This window comes from Streptomyces sp. NPDC088194 (genome assembly GCF_040702025.1).
Classification (GTDB): Bacteria; Actinomycetota; Actinomycetes; order Streptomycetales; family Streptomycetaceae; genus Actinacidiphila.
This window is the reverse complement of record NZ_JBFBIV010000049.1, coordinates 12,998-29,990: the sequence shown is the minus strand read 5'-3', so window position 1 is coordinate 29,990 and position 16,993 is coordinate 12,998. Positions and strand designations below refer to the sequence as shown.

Annotated in this window: 19 protein-coding genes; 7 read left to right on the top strand and 12 right to left on the bottom strand. The window is 70.2% G+C overall.

The annotated features are described in order from the left end of the window. Positions 1–29: 29 nt before the first annotated feature. Entirely contained in the window at positions 30–1,037 is a 1,008-nt protein-coding gene (locus tag AB0399_RS25215; protein ID WP_366412887.1) for a hypothetical protein, read from the bottom strand. A 356-nt stretch (positions 1,038–1,393) separates the two neighbouring features. Between AB0399_RS25215 and AB0399_RS25210 the strand changes: the two genes are divergently transcribed. After that, positions 1,394–1,945 (top strand): hypothetical protein, encoded by a 552-nt coding sequence (locus AB0399_RS25210; RefSeq protein ID WP_328465294.1) that lies wholly within the window; start codon positions 1,394–1,396, stop codon positions 1,943–1,945. Between the two features lie 112 nt (positions 1,946–2,057). Here AB0399_RS25210 and AB0399_RS25205 read toward each other — a convergent pair whose 3' ends face one another. Both AB0399_RS25205 and AB0399_RS25200 read right to left on the bottom strand, forming a co-directional pair. Then, on the bottom strand, positions 2,058–3,608 hold the full coding sequence (locus tag AB0399_RS25205) for a hypothetical protein (protein ID WP_366412886.1): 1,551 nt from the start codon (positions 3,606–3,608) through the stop codon (positions 2,058–2,060). A gap of 290 nt (positions 3,609–3,898) precedes the next feature. Next, positions 3,899–4,669 (bottom strand): NAD(P)H-binding protein, encoded by a 771-nt coding sequence (locus tag AB0399_RS25200; RefSeq protein WP_366412885.1) that lies wholly within the window; start codon positions 4,667–4,669, stop codon positions 3,899–3,901. 184 nt (positions 4,670–4,853) lie between these two features. Between AB0399_RS25200 and AB0399_RS25195 the strand changes: the two genes are divergently transcribed. Then, positions 4,854–5,318: a hypothetical protein gene (locus AB0399_RS25195; RefSeq protein WP_366412884.1), complete on the top strand. Its 465-nt coding sequence runs from the start codon at positions 4,854–4,856 to the stop codon at positions 5,316–5,318. 30 nt (positions 5,319–5,348) lie between these two features. Here AB0399_RS25195 and AB0399_RS25190 read toward each other — a convergent pair whose 3' ends face one another. From AB0399_RS25190 to AB0399_RS25175, 4 genes are all read right to left on the bottom strand, one after another. Beyond that, positions 5,349–6,239, bottom strand: coding sequence for an RNA polymerase sigma-70 factor (locus AB0399_RS25190; protein WP_329368119.1), 891 nt, complete (start codon positions 6,237–6,239; stop codon positions 5,349–5,351). A 24-nt stretch (positions 6,240–6,263) separates the two neighbouring features. Beyond that, positions 6,264–6,938, bottom strand: a complete 675-nt coding sequence (locus AB0399_RS25185; RefSeq protein WP_366412883.1) for a 1,4-alpha-glucan branching protein — start codon at positions 6,936–6,938, stop codon at positions 6,264–6,266. A 110-nt stretch (positions 6,939–7,048) separates the two neighbouring features. Continuing rightward, entirely contained in the window at positions 7,049–7,267 is a 219-nt protein-coding gene (locus tag AB0399_RS25180) for a DUF397 domain-containing protein (RefSeq protein ID WP_366412882.1), read from the bottom strand. Continuing rightward, on the bottom strand, positions 7,243–8,100 hold the full coding sequence (locus AB0399_RS25175; RefSeq protein WP_366412881.1) for a helix-turn-helix transcriptional regulator: 858 nt from the start codon (positions 8,098–8,100) through the stop codon (positions 7,243–7,245). The genes AB0399_RS25180 and AB0399_RS25175 overlap by 25 nt, the downstream gene beginning before the upstream one ends. A gap of 399 nt (positions 8,101–8,499) precedes the next feature. On the opposite strand from AB0399_RS25175, the gene AB0399_RS25170 reads away from it, so the two are divergent. The 3 genes from AB0399_RS25170 to AB0399_RS25160 are packed head-to-tail and all read left to right on the top strand — an operon-like array spanning position 8,500 to position 10,955. Then, on the top strand, positions 8,500–8,811 hold the full coding sequence (locus AB0399_RS25170; RefSeq protein ID WP_366412880.1) for a hypothetical protein: 312 nt from the start codon (positions 8,500–8,502) through the stop codon (positions 8,809–8,811). Positions 8,812–8,856: 45 nt separating this feature from the next. Continuing rightward, complete coding sequence (locus tag AB0399_RS25165) at positions 8,857–10,443, top strand: alpha/beta hydrolase (RefSeq protein ID WP_366412879.1); 1,587 nt, start codon at positions 8,857–8,859, stop codon at positions 10,441–10,443. An 11-nt stretch (positions 10,444–10,454) separates the two neighbouring features. After that, positions 10,455–10,955 carry a hypothetical protein gene (locus AB0399_RS25160; protein WP_366412878.1) on the top strand — a complete coding sequence of 167 codons (501 nt, stop codon included), beginning with the start codon at positions 10,455–10,457 and terminating at the stop codon, positions 10,953–10,955. 84 nt (positions 10,956–11,039) lie between these two features. Here AB0399_RS25160 and AB0399_RS25155 read toward each other — a convergent pair whose 3' ends face one another. Next, positions 11,040–11,471, bottom strand: coding sequence for a hypothetical protein (locus AB0399_RS25155; RefSeq protein ID WP_329368105.1), 432 nt, complete (start codon positions 11,469–11,471; stop codon positions 11,040–11,042). Here AB0399_RS25155 and AB0399_RS25150 point away from each other — a divergent pair. Further along, a complete protein-coding gene (locus AB0399_RS25150) occupies positions 11,455–11,679 on the top strand; it encodes a hypothetical protein (protein WP_366412877.1) in 225 nt (74 codons plus the stop codon). The two genes, AB0399_RS25155 and AB0399_RS25150, sit on opposite strands and share 17 nt — an antisense overlap. Positions 11,680–11,816: 137 nt before the next feature. On the opposite strand, the gene AB0399_RS25145 is transcribed toward AB0399_RS25150, so the two are convergent. Continuing rightward, a complete protein-coding gene (locus tag AB0399_RS25145; protein ID WP_328465322.1) occupies positions 11,817–12,158 on the bottom strand; it encodes a YkvA family protein in 342 nt (113 codons plus the stop codon). An 81-nt stretch (positions 12,159–12,239) separates the two neighbouring features. After that, positions 12,240–13,265, bottom strand: coding sequence for a C45 family peptidase (locus tag AB0399_RS25140; protein WP_366412876.1), 1,026 nt, complete (start codon positions 13,263–13,265; stop codon positions 12,240–12,242). A gap of 408 nt (positions 13,266–13,673) precedes the next feature. Here AB0399_RS25140 and AB0399_RS25135 point away from each other — a divergent pair, with 408 nt between their 5' ends. Beyond that, positions 13,674–14,810 carry a hypothetical protein gene (locus AB0399_RS25135; RefSeq protein ID WP_366412875.1) on the top strand — a complete coding sequence of 379 codons (1,137 nt, stop codon included), beginning with the start codon at positions 13,674–13,676 and terminating at the stop codon, positions 14,808–14,810. Positions 14,811–14,936: 126 nt separating this feature from the next. Here AB0399_RS25135 and AB0399_RS25130 read toward each other — a convergent pair whose 3' ends face one another. Then, positions 14,937–16,235, bottom strand: coding sequence for an MFS transporter (locus AB0399_RS25130; protein ID WP_366412874.1), 1,299 nt, complete (start codon positions 16,233–16,235; stop codon positions 14,937–14,939). A 72-nt stretch (positions 16,236–16,307) separates the two neighbouring features. Beyond that, the gene (locus AB0399_RS25125; protein ID WP_329368094.1) at positions 16,308–16,919 is read right to left on the bottom strand and encodes a TetR/AcrR family transcriptional regulator; all 612 of its coding nucleotides are present in this window, start codon (positions 16,917–16,919) and stop codon (positions 16,308–16,310) included. Positions 16,920–16,993: the final 74 nt, after the last annotated feature.

Here is a 16,993-nt window from a genome sequence, read left to right as displayed (position 1 = left end):
CTGCTGAACGGGCCTGCGCCGTACGGGTCTCAGCGGTCGCGGCGCAGCCTCAGCGCTTCCGCGGCGCGGGTCTTCACCTCGCCGGTGCCGATTTTCTGCGCTGTGCGCAGGTGGCGTCGGGCCTGCTCGGCGTCGATGAGGATGATGCCGAGGTGGAAGTGGGCGAGGGCGCAGACCGCGGGGTCGGCGGCGGCGGTTCCCTCTTCGAGCAGCGGCACCGCCTCGTCGGCGCGCTCCTCTTCGAGCAGCGAGACAGCGAGGTCGACCGCGGCCTTGGGCGCGTACCCGGGGTGCCCGGAGGCGTGCACCTGTTCCAAGTAGTGCCGGGACTCGGCGAGTTGCTCGGGGCTGTCGCCGGTCTCCCGGAGCAGCCCGGCGAGGTTGAACGCGGCGTGCAGCGCGGTCTTCTGCTGCGGGCTGTCGATGGCGGCGCGGTAACGCTTGATGGCGGCTTCCTGGTTGCCGGATCGTTCGAGGAGCAGGGCGAGTTCGAGTTCGGCCCGGGCGGTGACGACCGGCACGCCGCATCCCATCGCGGCCTGGAGCATCCGGCCGGCCTCGTCGAGGTCGTCCGTGGCCAGGGCCATCCCGGCGAGCTGGATCGCGGCCAGGCCCGCGCTGATGGCCCGCGGCAGGCCCATCGCCAGCCGGTAGTTCGCGTCGGCGTCTCCCCGCTTGCCGCGCGCCTCCATGGCCATGCCGCGCACGAGGAAGACCTCGGCGGCGACGTCCAGGTCGGAGAAGCCGTCCAGCGGTTTGAGGCGCTTGACCGCCTGCCGGGACTCGCCCTCGGCGAGGTGGATCAGCGCGGTGACGAGTTCCCCGGCCACCCGCACGTCGGCCTCGCCGGAGCCCCCGGCACGTACGGCGACGGCGGCGGCGTGCTCCCGGGCGTCCACGTCGAGGTAGGCGCGGGCGAGTTCCATCGCGCCGTCGAAGTCGAGCACCAGGTCCTGGCTGGTCAGGATGTCCACGGGGTCGGGGAGCCCCACCCACGAAGCGCCGCCCTGGCCCGGTTGCCGCGTGCCGTCCGCCATGTCCGCCTCCACGCTCGCCTCAACTCGAATTCAGGCAGCCGAACTTAGCGAACCCCCTGCCGGTCCGGCTGCCCCGTCGCCGGTCGCCGGCTCCGCCGAATTCCGATGAACTCCGGCTCATTTGCCACCGTTTGAACCTCGCCAACCGACATCACGGGCGTTATCCGTCCGCACCACGAAAACCCGCACACCAGGAAAGGCACTTCCCGCCACAGGGGTTTCTCCCGTATCCGTACGACCAATTGGACCCACCCGACGCATGCCGCCGCGACTTGCTTACGGAGCAGGCGGCGGACCGCTAGTCTCAGCCGCCCGGAGTTCTTCGTTCACGCATGTCACCAGGGAGACAAGACACCATGACGCACGACGTGCCGCCGCCCCCCGGCTCGCCGGCCCCGCCGCCGCACGCGGGTGGACCGTCCGGGGGTTCATTCGACCCCGCTTCGGTCAACCGGCTCGACTGGGCGATTCTCGGGATCGGGTTCATCGTCCTCATCTTCTCGTTCTTCGACTACTACTCCTGGGATTTCGGCGCGTACGGCGTGCACCTCGGAAGTGTGAGTTGGAGCGCCTGGCACTTCGACCACGGGCTGTTCATAGCCTGGTTCGCGATGGTGCTGACGGTGCTCGGCGCCGGCGCGCTGGCCGCGAGCCTCTTCGCCCCGCAGATCCAACTGCCCACCCCGGCCAGGGCGCTGACCTTCCTGGGCTTCGGCATCGGCTTCGTGCTCTACGTGATCGCGATCTTCGCGCACTCCGACTTCGGCCCGGCCGGCGGCCACGGCTTCAGCTTCTGGGTCAGCCTGATCCTCGCGGGCGTCGGCGCGGTCATCGCGCTGCTGCGGGCGCAGCAGACCGGCACCGAGCTGCCCGGCCCGCTCGGCAACCTGCCGCGGATCGGCCAGTAGCCGGGCCCGGCCCGGCAGCGCTCTTCGCGAAAGTGCCGCCGCTCCCACCGTGCGGGTGGGGGGCGGCGGCATTTTCGTGCCTACGGCGCACCGTTGACTGGAGAGGAACCGCTCAACGGTGCACCAGGGAATTGAAGGCCGCCCGGATGTTCGCCTTGCTCGGGTCCACGTACTGGTCCGAGGACGGGCCGGTGTCGATGCCGTCGTACTCGGTGTACGCCAGCGTCTCGGGGCAGCTCTTGCCGCTGATCTCCACCGTCCTGTGGGTGACGAGGCGACCGGTGCGCAGTTCGTACACCTTCACCGGGATCGCGATCTTGTGGAAGGTCACGTCCTCCGGAAAGGCGCTGTAGATACCGCCCTTGTACGGGCAGGTCTGCACGGAGGGACCGTCCTTGTCGTCGCCCGCGCAGACGACGAGGGTGGCGTCGGAGGCGTCGGTGGCCTGCCAGCCGCCCGGGAGTTTGTCGGTGTAGGTGGAATTGCCGAAGAACAGCGCCTTGTTGGTGCCCTTGTGGCGCGCGGGGGCGCCGCTGTAGCGCGCGGGCGTCGAGCAGTACTGCGGCGCCGAATCGCCCGACGTGTCGAGCAGGTTCTCGACGTGGTCCAGCTCGATCGCCAACTGGGCTTTCCTGACACCGGCTTTGGCGTTGGCTGCTTTCGCGTCGTGCGGGTACTGGGCGAGGACCTGCTGGTAACGGGTCTTCGCCTTCGCCCAGTCGTTGCCGTCCATCAGGCTGTCGCCGCAGCCGAGCAGCGCGTCGGGCGCCGTCTTCCGGACCACGGCGGAGGCCCGGTCGAGCGTGCTGCCGTCCGGCTTGCGCGTACGCAGCCAGTCGGTGACGGCTGCGGTGTGGCAGGCGTTCTTGGTGGGCAGGCCGTCGAGGAATCCGTCGAGCACCGAGTCGACCATCGGCTGGTGGCCGGGCAGGTCAGTGAGGACCGAGGACAGGCCGTCGAAGCCGGCCCCCAACGCCTTGCTGTCGCCGCTCAGCCCGGTGGCCAGGTCGGACCTGGCCACCGCCAGCCGCCGGCACGCCGTCACGGTCTTCTCACCGCGCTTGGTGAGCGGGGAGTCGGCCAGCCGCGGGCCGACCCACACGCTGTGCTGCGCGCTCACCGCCTTGGCGCAGTCGCCGCTGTGCCGCGCGCTGGTGACCGTCCCCTCCGCGTGGGAGGCGTCGACCCGCAGCAGCCCCACGACCACCAGCACGGGGACGGCGACGCCGAGCGCGACCAGCCGCTGCGTCCGGATGCCGCTGATCCGCCAGCCGCTCAGCGGTCCGGGGCGCCGGCCCGTACTCACCCCTCCACCCGCGGCCCCTCTCGCGGCCCCGCCCGCAGCCGCCCCCGCGGCCCCGTCCCCCGCCCCGCCCGTACGCCGCCGCAGCCGTCCGCCCGCCAGGAACCAGCCGTGCGCGATCATCAGCACCCACCACCCGACGACCACCCCCTCGCACCACACCGTCCGGAAGGCGACGCCGAGCAGGATCAGCAGCACGAAGGTGACCAGCGCGGTGAGTACGGCGAGGCCGCGCCGCCGCAGCATCAGGTAGCCGATGCCCAGGAACGAGGCGTTGGCCAGCGCGACGGCGAGCGGATCGCGGACCGGGCGGTCCGGCGGCTCGGCTCCAAGGACGACGACCTCGGGCGGGTAGTACATCGTGATCCCCTCAAAACGTCCTACTGGCAACGGCGTTGACCGCTGCCGCAGATTGTCCGCACCGTCCTCGGGACGGGTCCCACCGTCACGGCGCGCGACATGACGCGCCCGTGGCGGAAGGGACTTCGGGACAACACGCCGCTACGGCGCCGTGCTCGAAGCGGCGCCGTAGGGCGGTGGACGACCCGGCCGGCCGGATCTCGTCCGGTCGGCCGGTTCGGCCGATCGGGACACGTCTCCCCGGTGGACGTGTCCCCTCGGCCAGAGTGGGGCTCCCGCGCGGCCGTGGGCTAGCGAGTTTCCGCAGGAGGAAAACGTCCCGCGAGGAAGTCCTCGAACGTGCCCACGCCGACGTTCCGTTCCGGCGCCAGGTGCCCGCCCGCCCGGAAGGAACGGTACGTGCGGCCCGCCAGCGGGACCTTGAGCAGGGGGCGGCGGCGCCCGCTCGCGCGCAGGTAGGCGCGGGCCAGGTCGGCGAAGGTCCGCACCTCAGGTCCGCCCATGTCCGGTACCCGGCCGGCCGGTTCGCCCGCCGCGAGCTCGGCCAGCCGTACGGCGACCTCGCCGCTGTCGATCGGCTGGTCGACCAGGCCGACCGGGACCGGCATGACCGGCAGTTTCGCGAAGGCCGACAGCACCTGGAGCACCAGGTCGTGGAACTGCGTCGTGCGCAGGACGGTCCAGCCGAGCCCCGACTCCTCGATCAGCCGCTCGACGGCGAGCTTGCTGCGGTAGTAGCCGAACTGCACCTGGTCGACGCCGACGATCGAGATGTACACCAGGTGCCGCACCTCGGCGGCCCGCGCCGCCTCGATCAGGTGGCCGGCCGCCTCCTCGTCGCCCCCGCGCGGGTTGGACGCGCAGTGCACCACGGTGTCCGCGCCCGTGAGCGCTTCGACCAGACCCGCGCCGCCCTTGCGCAGGTCGATGGCGTACGGCGGCGGCGCGTGCCGGCTGAGCACCCGCACCTCGCCGCCGCCGGCCCGCAGCCGCTCCACGACCAGCCGCCCGAGCGTCCCGGTGCCCCCGGTCACCATCGTCGTCTTCCCCGTCACCGTCATCCCGCTCGCCGTCCCTCCGCCGGGGGCACCCCCTACCGGAGCGCCCGTCACCCCCTCAGAACCGCCCGGCCCCCGCAAACGTGACAACGCCCCGGGCAGCTCGCAAGAGCACCAGTGCGGCCAACGGGCGTCGGATACGTTGAGGACCAGAGGGTGTCGCGTACACAGGGGCAGGGGGCTCACGATGGTGAAGCGCCGGTGGCGGGCCCTGGGCGCCGTAGCCGCGATCGCCGTAGTGCTGAGCGGATGCTCCTCCGGCGACCACAAGGACGAACCGACACCCACACCACCCCGGAGCGAGGCCCAACTCCGCCAGCAGGCACAGGCGAAGCTCACAAAGTCGTCCCAGGTGAAAATGCACTGGACCGGCACCGTGAACAAGAACATGCGGATCATGAAGACGGAACCCCACTTCAAGGACGCCCACGCCTACGTCCTCGAGGCAGCCTGCGCCGGGACCGGGGCCGTGTGGTTCGCCTGGGAGATGAATGCCCCCGATCCCGCCATCATGCCGGACGTGTACTGCGACGGCGACGTCCTGCGGTTCCCCTTCACGGGCAACAAACTTGAGAACTTCTTCTTCGCCAAGGAGTTCACCGACGTCCCGACCGGCGTCCTCGCCTGGCAGGTCATCCCCGCCACCCACTGACCACGAGCCGGCCGCACCACCCGGAGCGACCTACGCCGTCGTCGCCAACTGGCGCTGCACGAAGGACAGTTTCTCCGGGTTCAGGACGGACCAGACGCCGGATATGGCGTCGTCGCGGACGTCCAGGGCGATGACGGTGTAGAGGTGGCCGCTGACCCGGACGACCAGGGCCGGCGCGCCGTTGGCCTCGACGATGTCGACCGCGAGGGCGCCGGTGAACTTGCGGACGGTGCCGGAGATGAAGCGGACGACCTTCTCCCGGCCCAGGATCGGGCGCCGTGCGGAGCTGACCTTGCCGCCGCCGTCGCTCCACCAGGTGACGTCCTCGGCGAGGAGCCGTTCGAGGCGGGCGAGGTCGCCCTCGCGTGCGGCCGTGACGAAGGACTCGACGAGTTCGCGCTGCCGCTCGACCGCGGGCGTGAAGCGGGTCTCCTGTGTGGCCACGCGCTTCACCGCCCTGCGGTACACCTGGCGGCAGTTGGCCTCAGTGAGTTCCAGCACGCCGGCGAGGTCCCGGTGGCTGTAGCCGAACGCCTCGCGCAGCACGTACACCGCGCGCTCGGTCGGGGTCAGCCGCTCCAGCAGCACCAGCATCGCGGTGGACACGGCGTCACGCTGCTCCGCGGACTCCAGCGGGCCGAGCGCGCCGTCCCGCGTCATCACCGGTTCCGGCAGCCACGGCCCGACGTACCGCTCGCGCCGGGCGCGGGCGGAGGTGAGCCGGTTCACGCAGAGGTTGGTGACGACCTTGGCCAGCCACGCCCCCGGCTGCTCGATCGCCTCCCGGTCCGCGCGGCTCCACCGCAGGTACGCGTCCTGCACCGCGTCCTCCGCCTCCTCGGCGGACCCGAGCAGCCGGTAGGCCAGCCCGAACATCCTCCGGCGGTGCTCCGTGAACTCCTCGGCGGTCCCTGACGTCACGCCGCTCAGCGTCCCACATCGCGCTCAACTCGCGGTGGGCCGCAGAACGGCGAGGAGGCCGGTGACGCGGTGGTCGGCGTCGGGGGCCTGCCATTCCGCGGTGAGGTGGGCGCGGAGGGCGGGGTCGGCCGGGGCGGCGGAGTTCGGGTCGAGGGCGCGGACGAGGTGGAGGGTGTGGGCGGCGTACGCCGGGATCTCGACGGCGAGTTCGGTGCCGTCGGGACCGTGGGAGACGGTGGTGGCGACGGCGTCCACGGGCAGCGCGGGGCCGTTGAGGGTCGGGACCACCGTGGGGTCGGGCGTGTCGGAGGCGGACTGCGCCTGCGGCTCGGCCCGGTCCTGGATCAACGCGAGCAACTGCGCCTGGAGCACCGGGTCGTGGGTCCCGTCGTACACCCAGCGGTGCCCGAGCACGCCGTGCTCGGTGGTGCCGATCAGCGCGTGGTCGGCACCGTCGAGCGACTCGGCGCGATACGTCAACGGTACGAGGTAGGCGCGCGGTTCGTCCTCGCCCGAGGTGTCGGTGACCACCAGGAACTCGATGCCCACCTCGCCCTCGGGGTCGTCGAGCCGGAACCCGCCGGACTTGCCGAGTTCGGGCGCCCGCCCGGTACCGACGTACCACGGTTGCGCCGCCAGCCAGGGCGCGACGAGTTCCAGCTTGCCGGGGACCAGCGTGGTCTTGTGGATGACAGCCATTGCCTCAGCTCATCCGAAAACGCCCCAGCAGGTCAAGGCGGCGCACGCCGTGGCGCAAGCGGACACGCGGTGGTCCGCTTGCGCCACGGGGGACGAACCGGTTCGGCGGTTCAGACGGTGGGGAACTCGTCGGCGCGCACCGCGCCCACGAAGGACGCCCACGCGTCCGCGGAGAACGCCAGCGCGGGTCCGTGCGGGTCCTTCGAGTCGCGGACCGGCACCACGCCGGTGAAGCCGTCGGCGACCTCGACGCAGTCGCCCCCGTTGCCGTTGCTGTACGACGACTTGCGCCAGGCGGCGCCGCTCAGGTCCTTGGCAGCGATGAACATGACGTGTGCTCCTCCAGTACGGTGCGAAGCAGGTCCAGGGACCCCTCAGGAGTCATCGCGAGGTCCCTGAACTGATCGTAGGTCAACCGCAGTTGCTCCGCCTCCTCCGCGTCCTCGATGACGTCGCCGCTGAGACTGCCCTCCACGTAGGCGATGTTGCGCCCGCTGGGCAGCCACAGCATGCTCAGCGAGCCGCCGAACATGAAGTGCGGACCGGCGCTGAACGGCACGACGTGCAGCGAGACATGCCGCAGCCCGGCTGCCTCGATGAGCCGTTCGAGCTGCTCGGTCCACGCGTCGTGGTCCTTGAGCCCGCTGCGGAGCGCCGACTCGTGGATCAGCCCGCGGTAGTCGAGCAGGTTCGTCTTCCCGAACAGCCGGGCCTGCCGGGCCATCCGCTCCTGCACCCGCCGGTTCACCTCCGCCAGGGAAGCCGACAGGTCGGAACTCAGCAGCGACGCGGCGTACCGCTCGGTCTGCAACAGCCCGGGGATCAGGCCGGCCACGAACTGCTGCATGTTCCTGGCCTCGGCCTCGACGTCCATGAAGCCCTCGTACCGGCCCTGCTTCTTCTCCCGCTTGGCGAGCTTCCACAGGTCGGCGAGCAGGTCACCGGTGCCGTAGAACCTGTCGAGCACCTTGGGGACGTCCGACGAGCCCAGCCGCTCGCCGTTCTCCAGCCGGTGCAGGTACGACTGCTCGTACCTGGTCTGCTCGCCGAGCTGCACCAACGTCAGACCCGCACGCTCCCGCAGCTTCGCCAGTTCCTTCGCGTAGATCCGCCGTGCCGAAGGCCCCTGCGCACCAGCCGCGTTGCTGTCGCTGTCGTTCATGGGGGTTCCATTCCCTTCCAGTTGTCGGAAAGCCATGTCAAGAGCCCGCCCGCGCACGGCAGTCGAGTCTCCGACCTGGCCTTCTTCCTCCGAGTCGATCTCTGACGGCTCGCCACATTGCCTGCGGGCATAGGCAAATAAGCCCCTTTGCCCGGACAAAGGCTCACCTGAAACCGATCGTAGGGTCTGACACCCACTCATGTTCACGGAATGTCAGTAATCGCTCACAAAGTGCTGAACTTCGATCACCTCTGCCCCCATCCGCCCCGCCCGTCGGGCACATGCACTCTCCGGCGCCTCGTGCGATGTGAGCTTCACAACGCGGTGCCGCCATTGCTCCGGGCGTCGGGTGTCCCTACCTTCTTGGCCATCTGACGCGAAACACGGGGGCCGTTCGAGATGTCCGGACAGATGGTCGACAACCCGCGGCGCGCCTGGCTCCAGACGTTGCTGTCCACCATGGACGCGACCCTGGACGCCATGCGGCCCGTACTCGACCAGCCCGCCGCCGACTTCGGCAGCGGCAAGGCGTGGATCGGGACGGACGCGGCGACGAAGTTCCAGGCCGAGATCACGGGTCGCAGGAACTCCGTCCACACCCTGACCAACGGACTGCGGGACGTCGTCGCCGACGCGCTGCGAGCCGAGCCGCTGAAGGTCACGGAGAGCCAGGCCCGGCAGATGCGGATGGACCACCAGCACGACTGGTGACGCATCGCCGCGGCCCTGGCCCCAACACCATGTCCCGGGGGGAAGATGACCAAGATCGCAGCCGTGGACGTCGCGGTACTCGCCCAAGCCATCCAGCAGATGGACACCGGCGCACAGGCGCTGTCCACCCACTGCGCCTCGCTCAGCGGCCAGTTCGCCAAGTACGGGCTCGACACCGAGAACCTGCGCAAGCTCAGCGCCATCGCCTCCTGGACCCGCGACCAACTTGCCGACCTGCGCCGGCGACACGCGCTCGCCGTGCACATCGGCGCAGGGGGCGACCACGTCCAGGTCCCGGAACCGATCTCCGTCGCGGCGGCCGACGCCTACCTCTTCCAGCAGGCGACGAAGGACCACGACGCGGCCGGCCTCGCCCTGGTGAAGAGCGATCTGAGCGAGAACCTGAACGACCCCGCCTTCCTCAAGGCGTACGCCGACGCGTCCCCCGACGACATCACCGCCTTCCAGGGTCTGCCGGCGGTCGAGGCGGACAAGCTCAACCGCTTACGGCTGGCGGAGTGCCTGAAGGCGACGGACTGCCCGCAGCAGTTGAAGGACCTGTCGGCGTACATCAACGACCCGCTGCACCCCACGACGTTCCTCCTCGGGTTCGACACCAAAGGGAAGGGCCACGTGGCGCTGTCGTTCGGCAACCCGGACAAGGCGGCGAACACGGCCGTGTACGTCCCCGGAACCGGCGCGCACGGCAGCAGTGGCGACATGGACCGCTCGTTGACCCTGTTCAACTCCGCCAACACCCAGAAGCCCGGCTCGACCGCCTCCGTCTACTGGCTCGGCTATGACGCGCCGGGGTGGAGCGTCCCCGGCCCGGCGTCGCAGAGCTTCGCCGACAACGGCGCCCCGAAACTGACCGCGTTCGTCCGGTCGTTGCAGGCCGATCACTCCGGCCCCGGTCACCTCACGGTGGTCGGGCACAGCTACGGCACCACCCTCGTGGGCGACGCTTGCGCCCACTTCGGCATGCGGCCCGACGATGTCGTCCTCGTCGGCTCGCCGGGCGTCACGGCCGGAAAGGCGTCACAGCTCGGCATCGGGTCCGACCACGTCTGGGCGAGCAAGAAGAAGTTCGATCCCGTCCCAGCGATCGGCCTGCCACTCGACCCGCTGCACTGGTTCGACGACCACAGCGACCGGTTCGGCAACGACCCGACGTCCACGGAGTTCGGAGGGAAGACCTTCGACTCCGGCTCCGGAAGCGGGGTGAAGCACGCGCACAGCGAGTACTGGGACGCGGGGCCTTCACTGGACAACATGACCGACATCGTGACCGGGCAGACCGACAAGGTCAGCTCGATGCCGACCGAGGACAAGTCCGGTCCGCTGCCCAACTTCGCCGATGTCGTGGTCGATCCCGTCGTGGGGTTCCAGCAACTGACCGGCGCCGGACTGCAGAACGCCGGCCATGCGATCGGAGGGTACTGGGGACGGCCGCTGGAAGACACCGGAGACGCCCTCCATGAGATCGGCCAGGCCCAGAACGACCTCATAGGCTCGGTCACCGACCTCGTCTCCGGCGATCCGGGCGGGACACTCGACGACCTCAAGGACAGCGGTGACTCCCTCGTGGACAGTGGAAAGAACCTCGTCCACGCCGTGACCGACTTCCTCTAGCAGCAGGAGCGATGATCAGAACCACACGCGCGAGCAGCATGGCCGCGATGCCGGCCGCCGCCCTGCTCCTCACCCTCACCAGTGCCTGCGGCGCGGCGCACTCGGGCGATGTCCAACCCGACGCCGTCGAGAAGAAGGCCCGCACGCTCCTCCAGCAGACCCTCGACGCCCTCCACCCCACCGTCGGCACTCCCGGAACCACCGCCTACAGCGACCGTTGGACCCAGTGCGCCACCGAGACGCCCGGCCAGCACCGCTTCCGGTACGTCTACGGGCTGGCGCTCGCGGTGCCCCAGGCGAAGGCGAAGGCCGTGATGCGGGCCGCCAACGCGTACTTCACCAAGCAGGGCTACACGGTGAACTACTCCGACGCCCCGGACAAGCGCACGACCGCCGGCCTGCCGAAGTCCGAATGGACCGTGGGGCTCGGGGTCCAGAGCGCGGAGAGCATCGTGCTGGAGGTCAACTCCGGCTGTGTCTTCACCCGGCACGACCCCAAGACGAAGGCTTGATCCGGCCGTTCGCAATTGCGCTCGGGTGGTACGCCAAAACGGCCCGCCGGGTAATTCCGGCGGGCCGTCGGGAACTTACGTCGATCAGTTGAGCGGAATGTCGAAGTTCTTCGCGGTGATGTTCGTGCCGTTCGATGCCTTCGCGGCGAGCCGCTTGTAGCGCAGCACCAGCTTCGTCGTGTCCTTGGTCGGAGTGAACACGACCCAGCCGGTGGTGGTCTTGCCGGTCTCGGCGTCGGGCAGCGGCGGGTAGCCGGCGGCCTTGATCTCGTCGTCGAGGATCGTGGTGCTCGCCTGGTCGATCCCGTTGGACATACCCGTGAGGTAGAAGGAGTCGGCGCCGAAGGTGTCGTAGTACTTGCTGCTGGCGGTCACCTTCACGTTGACCAGGACGACCTTCTCGTCCGCGAGGGCCGAGTACTTGCTCTTGGACGCGGCCGACGGCTGGTACCCGCTCACGTACTTGAGCACGGTCGCCTTCTCGCCCATCACGTCGTCGGTGAACGACTTGTTCACCGTGACCGGGCTGCCGGACGACCCGCCGTTCCCGCCGTCGGTCGTCGCGGACGCGCTCGTGGTGGGCGCGGCGCTGGTGGTGGTCGGCGCGGCGGCCGAGGTCGAGGGCGTGGAGCCCGCGTCGTCGGACGAGCTGGAGTCGTCGTTGCACGCGGTGAGCAGCGCGCCGCCGACGAGTATCGCGGCAATGACCGGAAGACTGGGATGAACCCGAACACGCATGATGTACTACCCCGTTTCGAATGCGCGCGCATCGAAATCGGCCCCCATTGCCTCCCCCGAAGTCGCCGCATTCACTTGAATACTGACAACAGCTGGCCACTATACACGGGGCCAACCGCCCCTTTAGCGACCGCGTTTATGCCGATTGGTACGGATTTCCCGGCCGCCGGTGACGGCCCGCTCCGCGGATAGCCGCGTGGCCGCCGCGTGCACCGAACGCAGGGCCAGCATCAGGAAACCGATGTCGTCCACGTAGATCGGATCGGGCAGCAGATCCACCGGCCAGATCAGATACGCGATCGAGCCCCAGAACATGGCCTTGGTCGACAGCGGCATCCCGGTCGCTTTCAACATCCGTCGCGCCCGCACCAGTTTGAGCAGCGTCCGCACCGCGATCACGGCCGTGACCACTCCCACGACCACCACGGCGGCGACCAGCCATCCCACTTCCGCCCGATCCACCACCCACCATCTCCCTCCACATTCGAGGCACCATTCCTCCCCCTCGCGTGCCCCGAATCTCCCCGAACCCGCTTTCGAAAGGCCCTAGTCGGCCGACGAGGCAGGGGTGGCCGCGGGCTCGGGAAGGGCAGGCGCCGGAGCGAGCTCGATCGTGCGGGCGCCCTCGTGGAAGGCGGCGAAGGACTGCGTCCAGGGTTCGGTGTCGGGCCAGTGATAGCCGACTTCCCCGTCGGTGGGGCGATAGTCCGCGGTGTAGAGGGTGCCGAACCCCTCGTCGTACTCCCGCCGGTGCAGCGGCGGGCGCAGCATCGTGGCGACGGGGGTGTCAGGACCGGCGGCGCGGATCGCCGCGACCCGGGCGAGCGTGCGGCTGCCGGCCTCCTGCTCGGGCGAGACGGGCGCGGCGAGTTGGTGGTTGGCGGCGCACGCCACCGGGTCGGGGTCGACGGTGAGCGGGATGTCCGGGCCGACCTGGACGGTGACGGCGCGGTCCGGGTCCGTGAGCGTGACGTTCTGCGGGATGCAGATGGGCAGGCCGCGCAGGCACTCGACGGCCTCGTCCACCGTGGTGCACGTCTCCAGTACGTAGCGCAGCGCGATCAGGATGGACAGGCCAGGACCGTGCACGAAGCGGCCGCCGAAGGTGAGGGAGACGGCGAGGCCCGCGTCGTTCATCCCGTCGAGCAGCCCCCACGCGCCATCCTGCATCCCGATCACCGGGCGCAGGAAGTGCGAGCGGACGATGCTGCCTTCGCACGCCTCGGGCGGGAAGTCGTAGTTGCGCAGCAGCCGTCCGGGGCGGGCGGTCTGCGTGCAGCCGCTCCAGAACGGTTTCGCCGCCGCGTGCGTCAACAGCGTCTCGCCGGCGGCCATCTCCGGCACCTGCGCGGCCAACCGCTCCAGCACCGGCAGGAGTTCGGGCATGTGCCGTGCGAACAGCTCCTTCGCCCGCACCGCTCCCTCCGGCGTCCGGCCCTCGTCCGCCAGCCACTTGGCCGGGTCGCTCTCCTTCGCGACCTCCCGCACCCGCGCCGCCCAGCGCCCGTCCCCACCGTCACCGACGTCCACGGCCTTGAACGTCTTCTCGACCCGGCCCGCATGATCCAGCATGGCATCCCCCTGCCCTCGGCACTTCGCCAACGCCCCCATGGTAGAGGGATTTCGCCATGTCGGCATTTGTTCGCCATTACGGGCACGCCTTGTGCCAGGAGCGCGCGAATCCCCCCTGGCCACTGGTGATTTGACAAGCAATTCACAGCCAAGCAGGATCGGAAGCCAATCACACGGGGAACATTTTTTCGTCGATCACGCTTGGCCTGCGCCGGCCCGCCACGGAATCAGCCATTCCGCTCGGCGACGCGCCCTCGCATCGGTCCAACGTGCGCTCTCGCGCCTCTTTCACGCGATCCCACTTCACGGGTCGAGTGAACGCCGGACCGCAGGCGTAGCGGTCGATCGCAGATGGAAACACTTCCCTTCGGATGCGGATCATCTCATTCCGGATGAAAGAAGACTGCTTTGCGAAGAAGCCATATCGGTCGTGCGGCCGTCGCCGCGGCAGGACTGCTCGTGGGCCTTGCGGCCCTGCTGCCCTCAGCACAGGCAGACGAGGCCCACGGCGGTCAGCCGGCCACGGCCGCGGCCACCGACCCGAACGCGACCACGACCACGACCGCGACCTCGACCGCGACCGCGACGGGCAGCTGGCAGGAAGTGAACGTCGGCACCACGCCGGCCAAGATGCACGCCTTCCACGACGTCGTGTCGACGGTGTCGGGCGATGTGCTGGCCACCGACCCGGGGCAGGACATCCGCTGCTGGAACGGCACGGGCTGGGAGGTCGTGCCCAAGCCCGGAATTCCGCAGATGCACAACAGCGACTACATCGCCTCCCTCGGCGGCATCTCCTGTTCGGATTTCTACATCTACGACCAGGAGTCCCTGAGCGCCGACACCGCTCCGGGGCGGTGGCACTGGAACGGCACCACGTGGCAGCACACCCTCACCGGTGACACCTATCCCTCCATGCGTTTCCAGGCATTCGCCGCGAACGACATGTGGGACTTCAGCTACCACTACGCGCACCACTTCGACGGCACCTCGTGGAACACCGTCGCCCTGCCCGACACGGTGTCGAGCCCGGATATCGTGACGGGCACCTCGGGCAAGGACCTGTGGCTCATGGGTTCGTCGAACACGTCGCCCTTCGGCCCGCTCGCCTACCACTGGAACGGCACCAAGTGGGTCCAGTCCACGCTGCCGTCGACCTGGACGTCGAAGAACAGCGAGCAGTCCGCGGTGACGGTGTCCTCAAACGAGGTGTACGTCTTCGACTTCACGACGGCCAACGGCTACCTGCGCTGGGACGGCACGACCTGGCACAAGGAGAACACCGGCGTCTCCCTCCCCGCGGTCTCCGACTACACCAGCGGGGCCGCGTACTCCGGGGGAACCGTCTGGCTCAGCGTCGCCGAGACCGTCCTGCGCCTGGACAACGGCGTGTGGACGAAGTCGCCGCTGCCCGCGGTCTCCGACCCGTCGCCGATCGACGTCCGCGCGATCGCCGCGGACCCGCGCACCGGCACGGTGATCGCCGGCGGTGGCGCGGGCGGCGAGCAGGCGCCCCGACCGGTCCTGCTCCAGTACCAGAACTGACGAACCGCACGCCCGCGCCGCGATTCCGCGACCGCGCGTCAGCACCACCCGGGGCCGTGCGTCCGCGACAGCGGGCACACGGCCCCTCCGGCGTCCAGCCCCCGCCGCTCTCCAACCGGCCGTGTTCTAGAGGGAGTTCACCCTGCTCCGAGCCGCCGCCGGGCGGAACCGCTCGACCGACCACAGCAGGAACGCCACCACCGTCAGGGCGGCGCCCATCACGGTGACGCCGGTCCAGCCCCACGCGGAGTGGACCGCGCCGGTCGCGGCGGACGCGGCGGCACCACCGAGGAAGACGGTGGTCATGTAGACGGAGTTGACGCGGGCGCGGGCGTCGGGCCGCAGGGCGTAGATGTCGCGCTGACTGAGCACTTGGTGGCCCTGGACGGCGAAGTCCAGCAGCACGCCGCCGATCGCGAGCAGCACGAGGTTGTCGACACCGAACCCCGCCACGACCATGGCCACCAGGCCGAGCAGGATCGCCACGGCCCGGCCGGGCACCCCGCGCCCGGCGTCGCCGAGCCGCCCGGCGACCGGTGCGGAGGCCGCCCCGGCCGCGCCGACCAGCGCGAAGACCGCGATGCCGTTCTGCGACATGTGATGCCGGTCGGCGAGTTCGTACGCCACCGCCGTCCAGTACGCGGTGAACGCGCCGAACATGCACGCCTGCGTCAACGCCCGCCGCACCAGCACCGGTTCGCTGCGCGCGAGGCCGGCCACCGAGGCGAGCAGGGTGCCGTAGCGGGCGGAGTGGTCGGGCTTGCGGACCGGCAGCACCTTCAGCAGCGCCAGCGAGGTGAGCAGCATGACGACGGCGGAGATGGCGTAGATGCTGCGCCAACCCCACGCGGCGGCGGCGAAGCTGGCGACGGAACGGGCCAGCATGATGCCCAGCAACAGCCCGCTCATCACCTGCCCGACCAGCCGCCCGCGCGATTCGGCCGGCGCGAGGTGCGCGGCGAGCGGGATCAGGATCTGCGCCACCACGGAGGTGACGCCGATCAGCACCGACACCGCGAGGAAGACCCAGAAGTCCGGGGCGAACGCGGCCACCGCCAGCGCGACCGCGGTGATCAGCAGCGTGCGGGAGGCCAGCCGCCGGTTCTCCAGGAGGTCGCCGAGCGGAATCAGCAGGGCCAGGCCGAGCGCGTAACCGATCTGGGTGGCGGTCACCACGACGGTGGCGGTGCCCTTGCTCACGTCGAAGGAGTTGCTGAGCAGGCCGAGCAGGGGTTGCGCGTAGTAGAGGTTCGCGACGCTGGCGCCGCACGCGAAGGCGAGGGTGATGATCACCCAGCGCAGCGCCCGCCCCGGCTCGGCGGTGGCCCCGGCTATGGGCACCGGTTCGGGTTCGGACTCGGTCAGGGCTGCGTCGGCGGCGTGGGCGGCATGGGCGGCAGACGGGGACGGGCCGCTGGTCGTCATACGGGGGCTCTCCGGTGCTCGGTTATTACTGAACGCTTCGTTCAGTTTGAGGCAACGGCGATCCGGAGCCGGCTATTCCCTCCCGCCGGCGGCGATCCCCGCGAACACCTGCCGCACGGTCCGCTCCGCGAACTCCTCGTCCAGCGGCTCATGGTCGAACAGCAGCCGGAAGTACACCGGCGCGAAGATCAGGTCGAGCGTCGCCGGGATGTCGAGGTCCGCCCGCAACTCCCCCGTACGCATGCCCTCCCGCAGGACCTCGGCCGTCACCGCGCGGCGCGGGGACAGCCACTGCTCGCGCAGCGCCTGCGCGATCTCCGGGTCGGACTGCGCGTCCGCGGCGAGCGCGCGCATCAGCGGGCCCGCCGGGCTCCGCGTGAACAGCCGCACCGCGGCCACCGCGATGACCCGCAGCGCCTCCGCGGCCGGGGCTCCCTCGGGAAGCGTCCACGAATCCGCCGCGCGGAGCATGAAGCCCTCCAGGGCCACCGCGCCGCGCGACGGCCACCACTTGTACACCGTCGCCTTGCCGACACCCGCGCGCGCGGCGATGGCCTCCATCGTCGCCGCCTTCAGCCCGCCTTCCATCATCAGGTCGCCCGCCGCCGCCAGGATCGCCGCTTTGCGCTTCTCGCTGCGAGGCCGGCCGGTCCGCCCCGGGTGCCCCAGCTCCTCCACGTCCATCCGGCCGCCCTCCACCCTTACTGAACGCCACGTTCACCGAGCGTACGGCAACCCGCCGCCACGGTTCCCGTCCG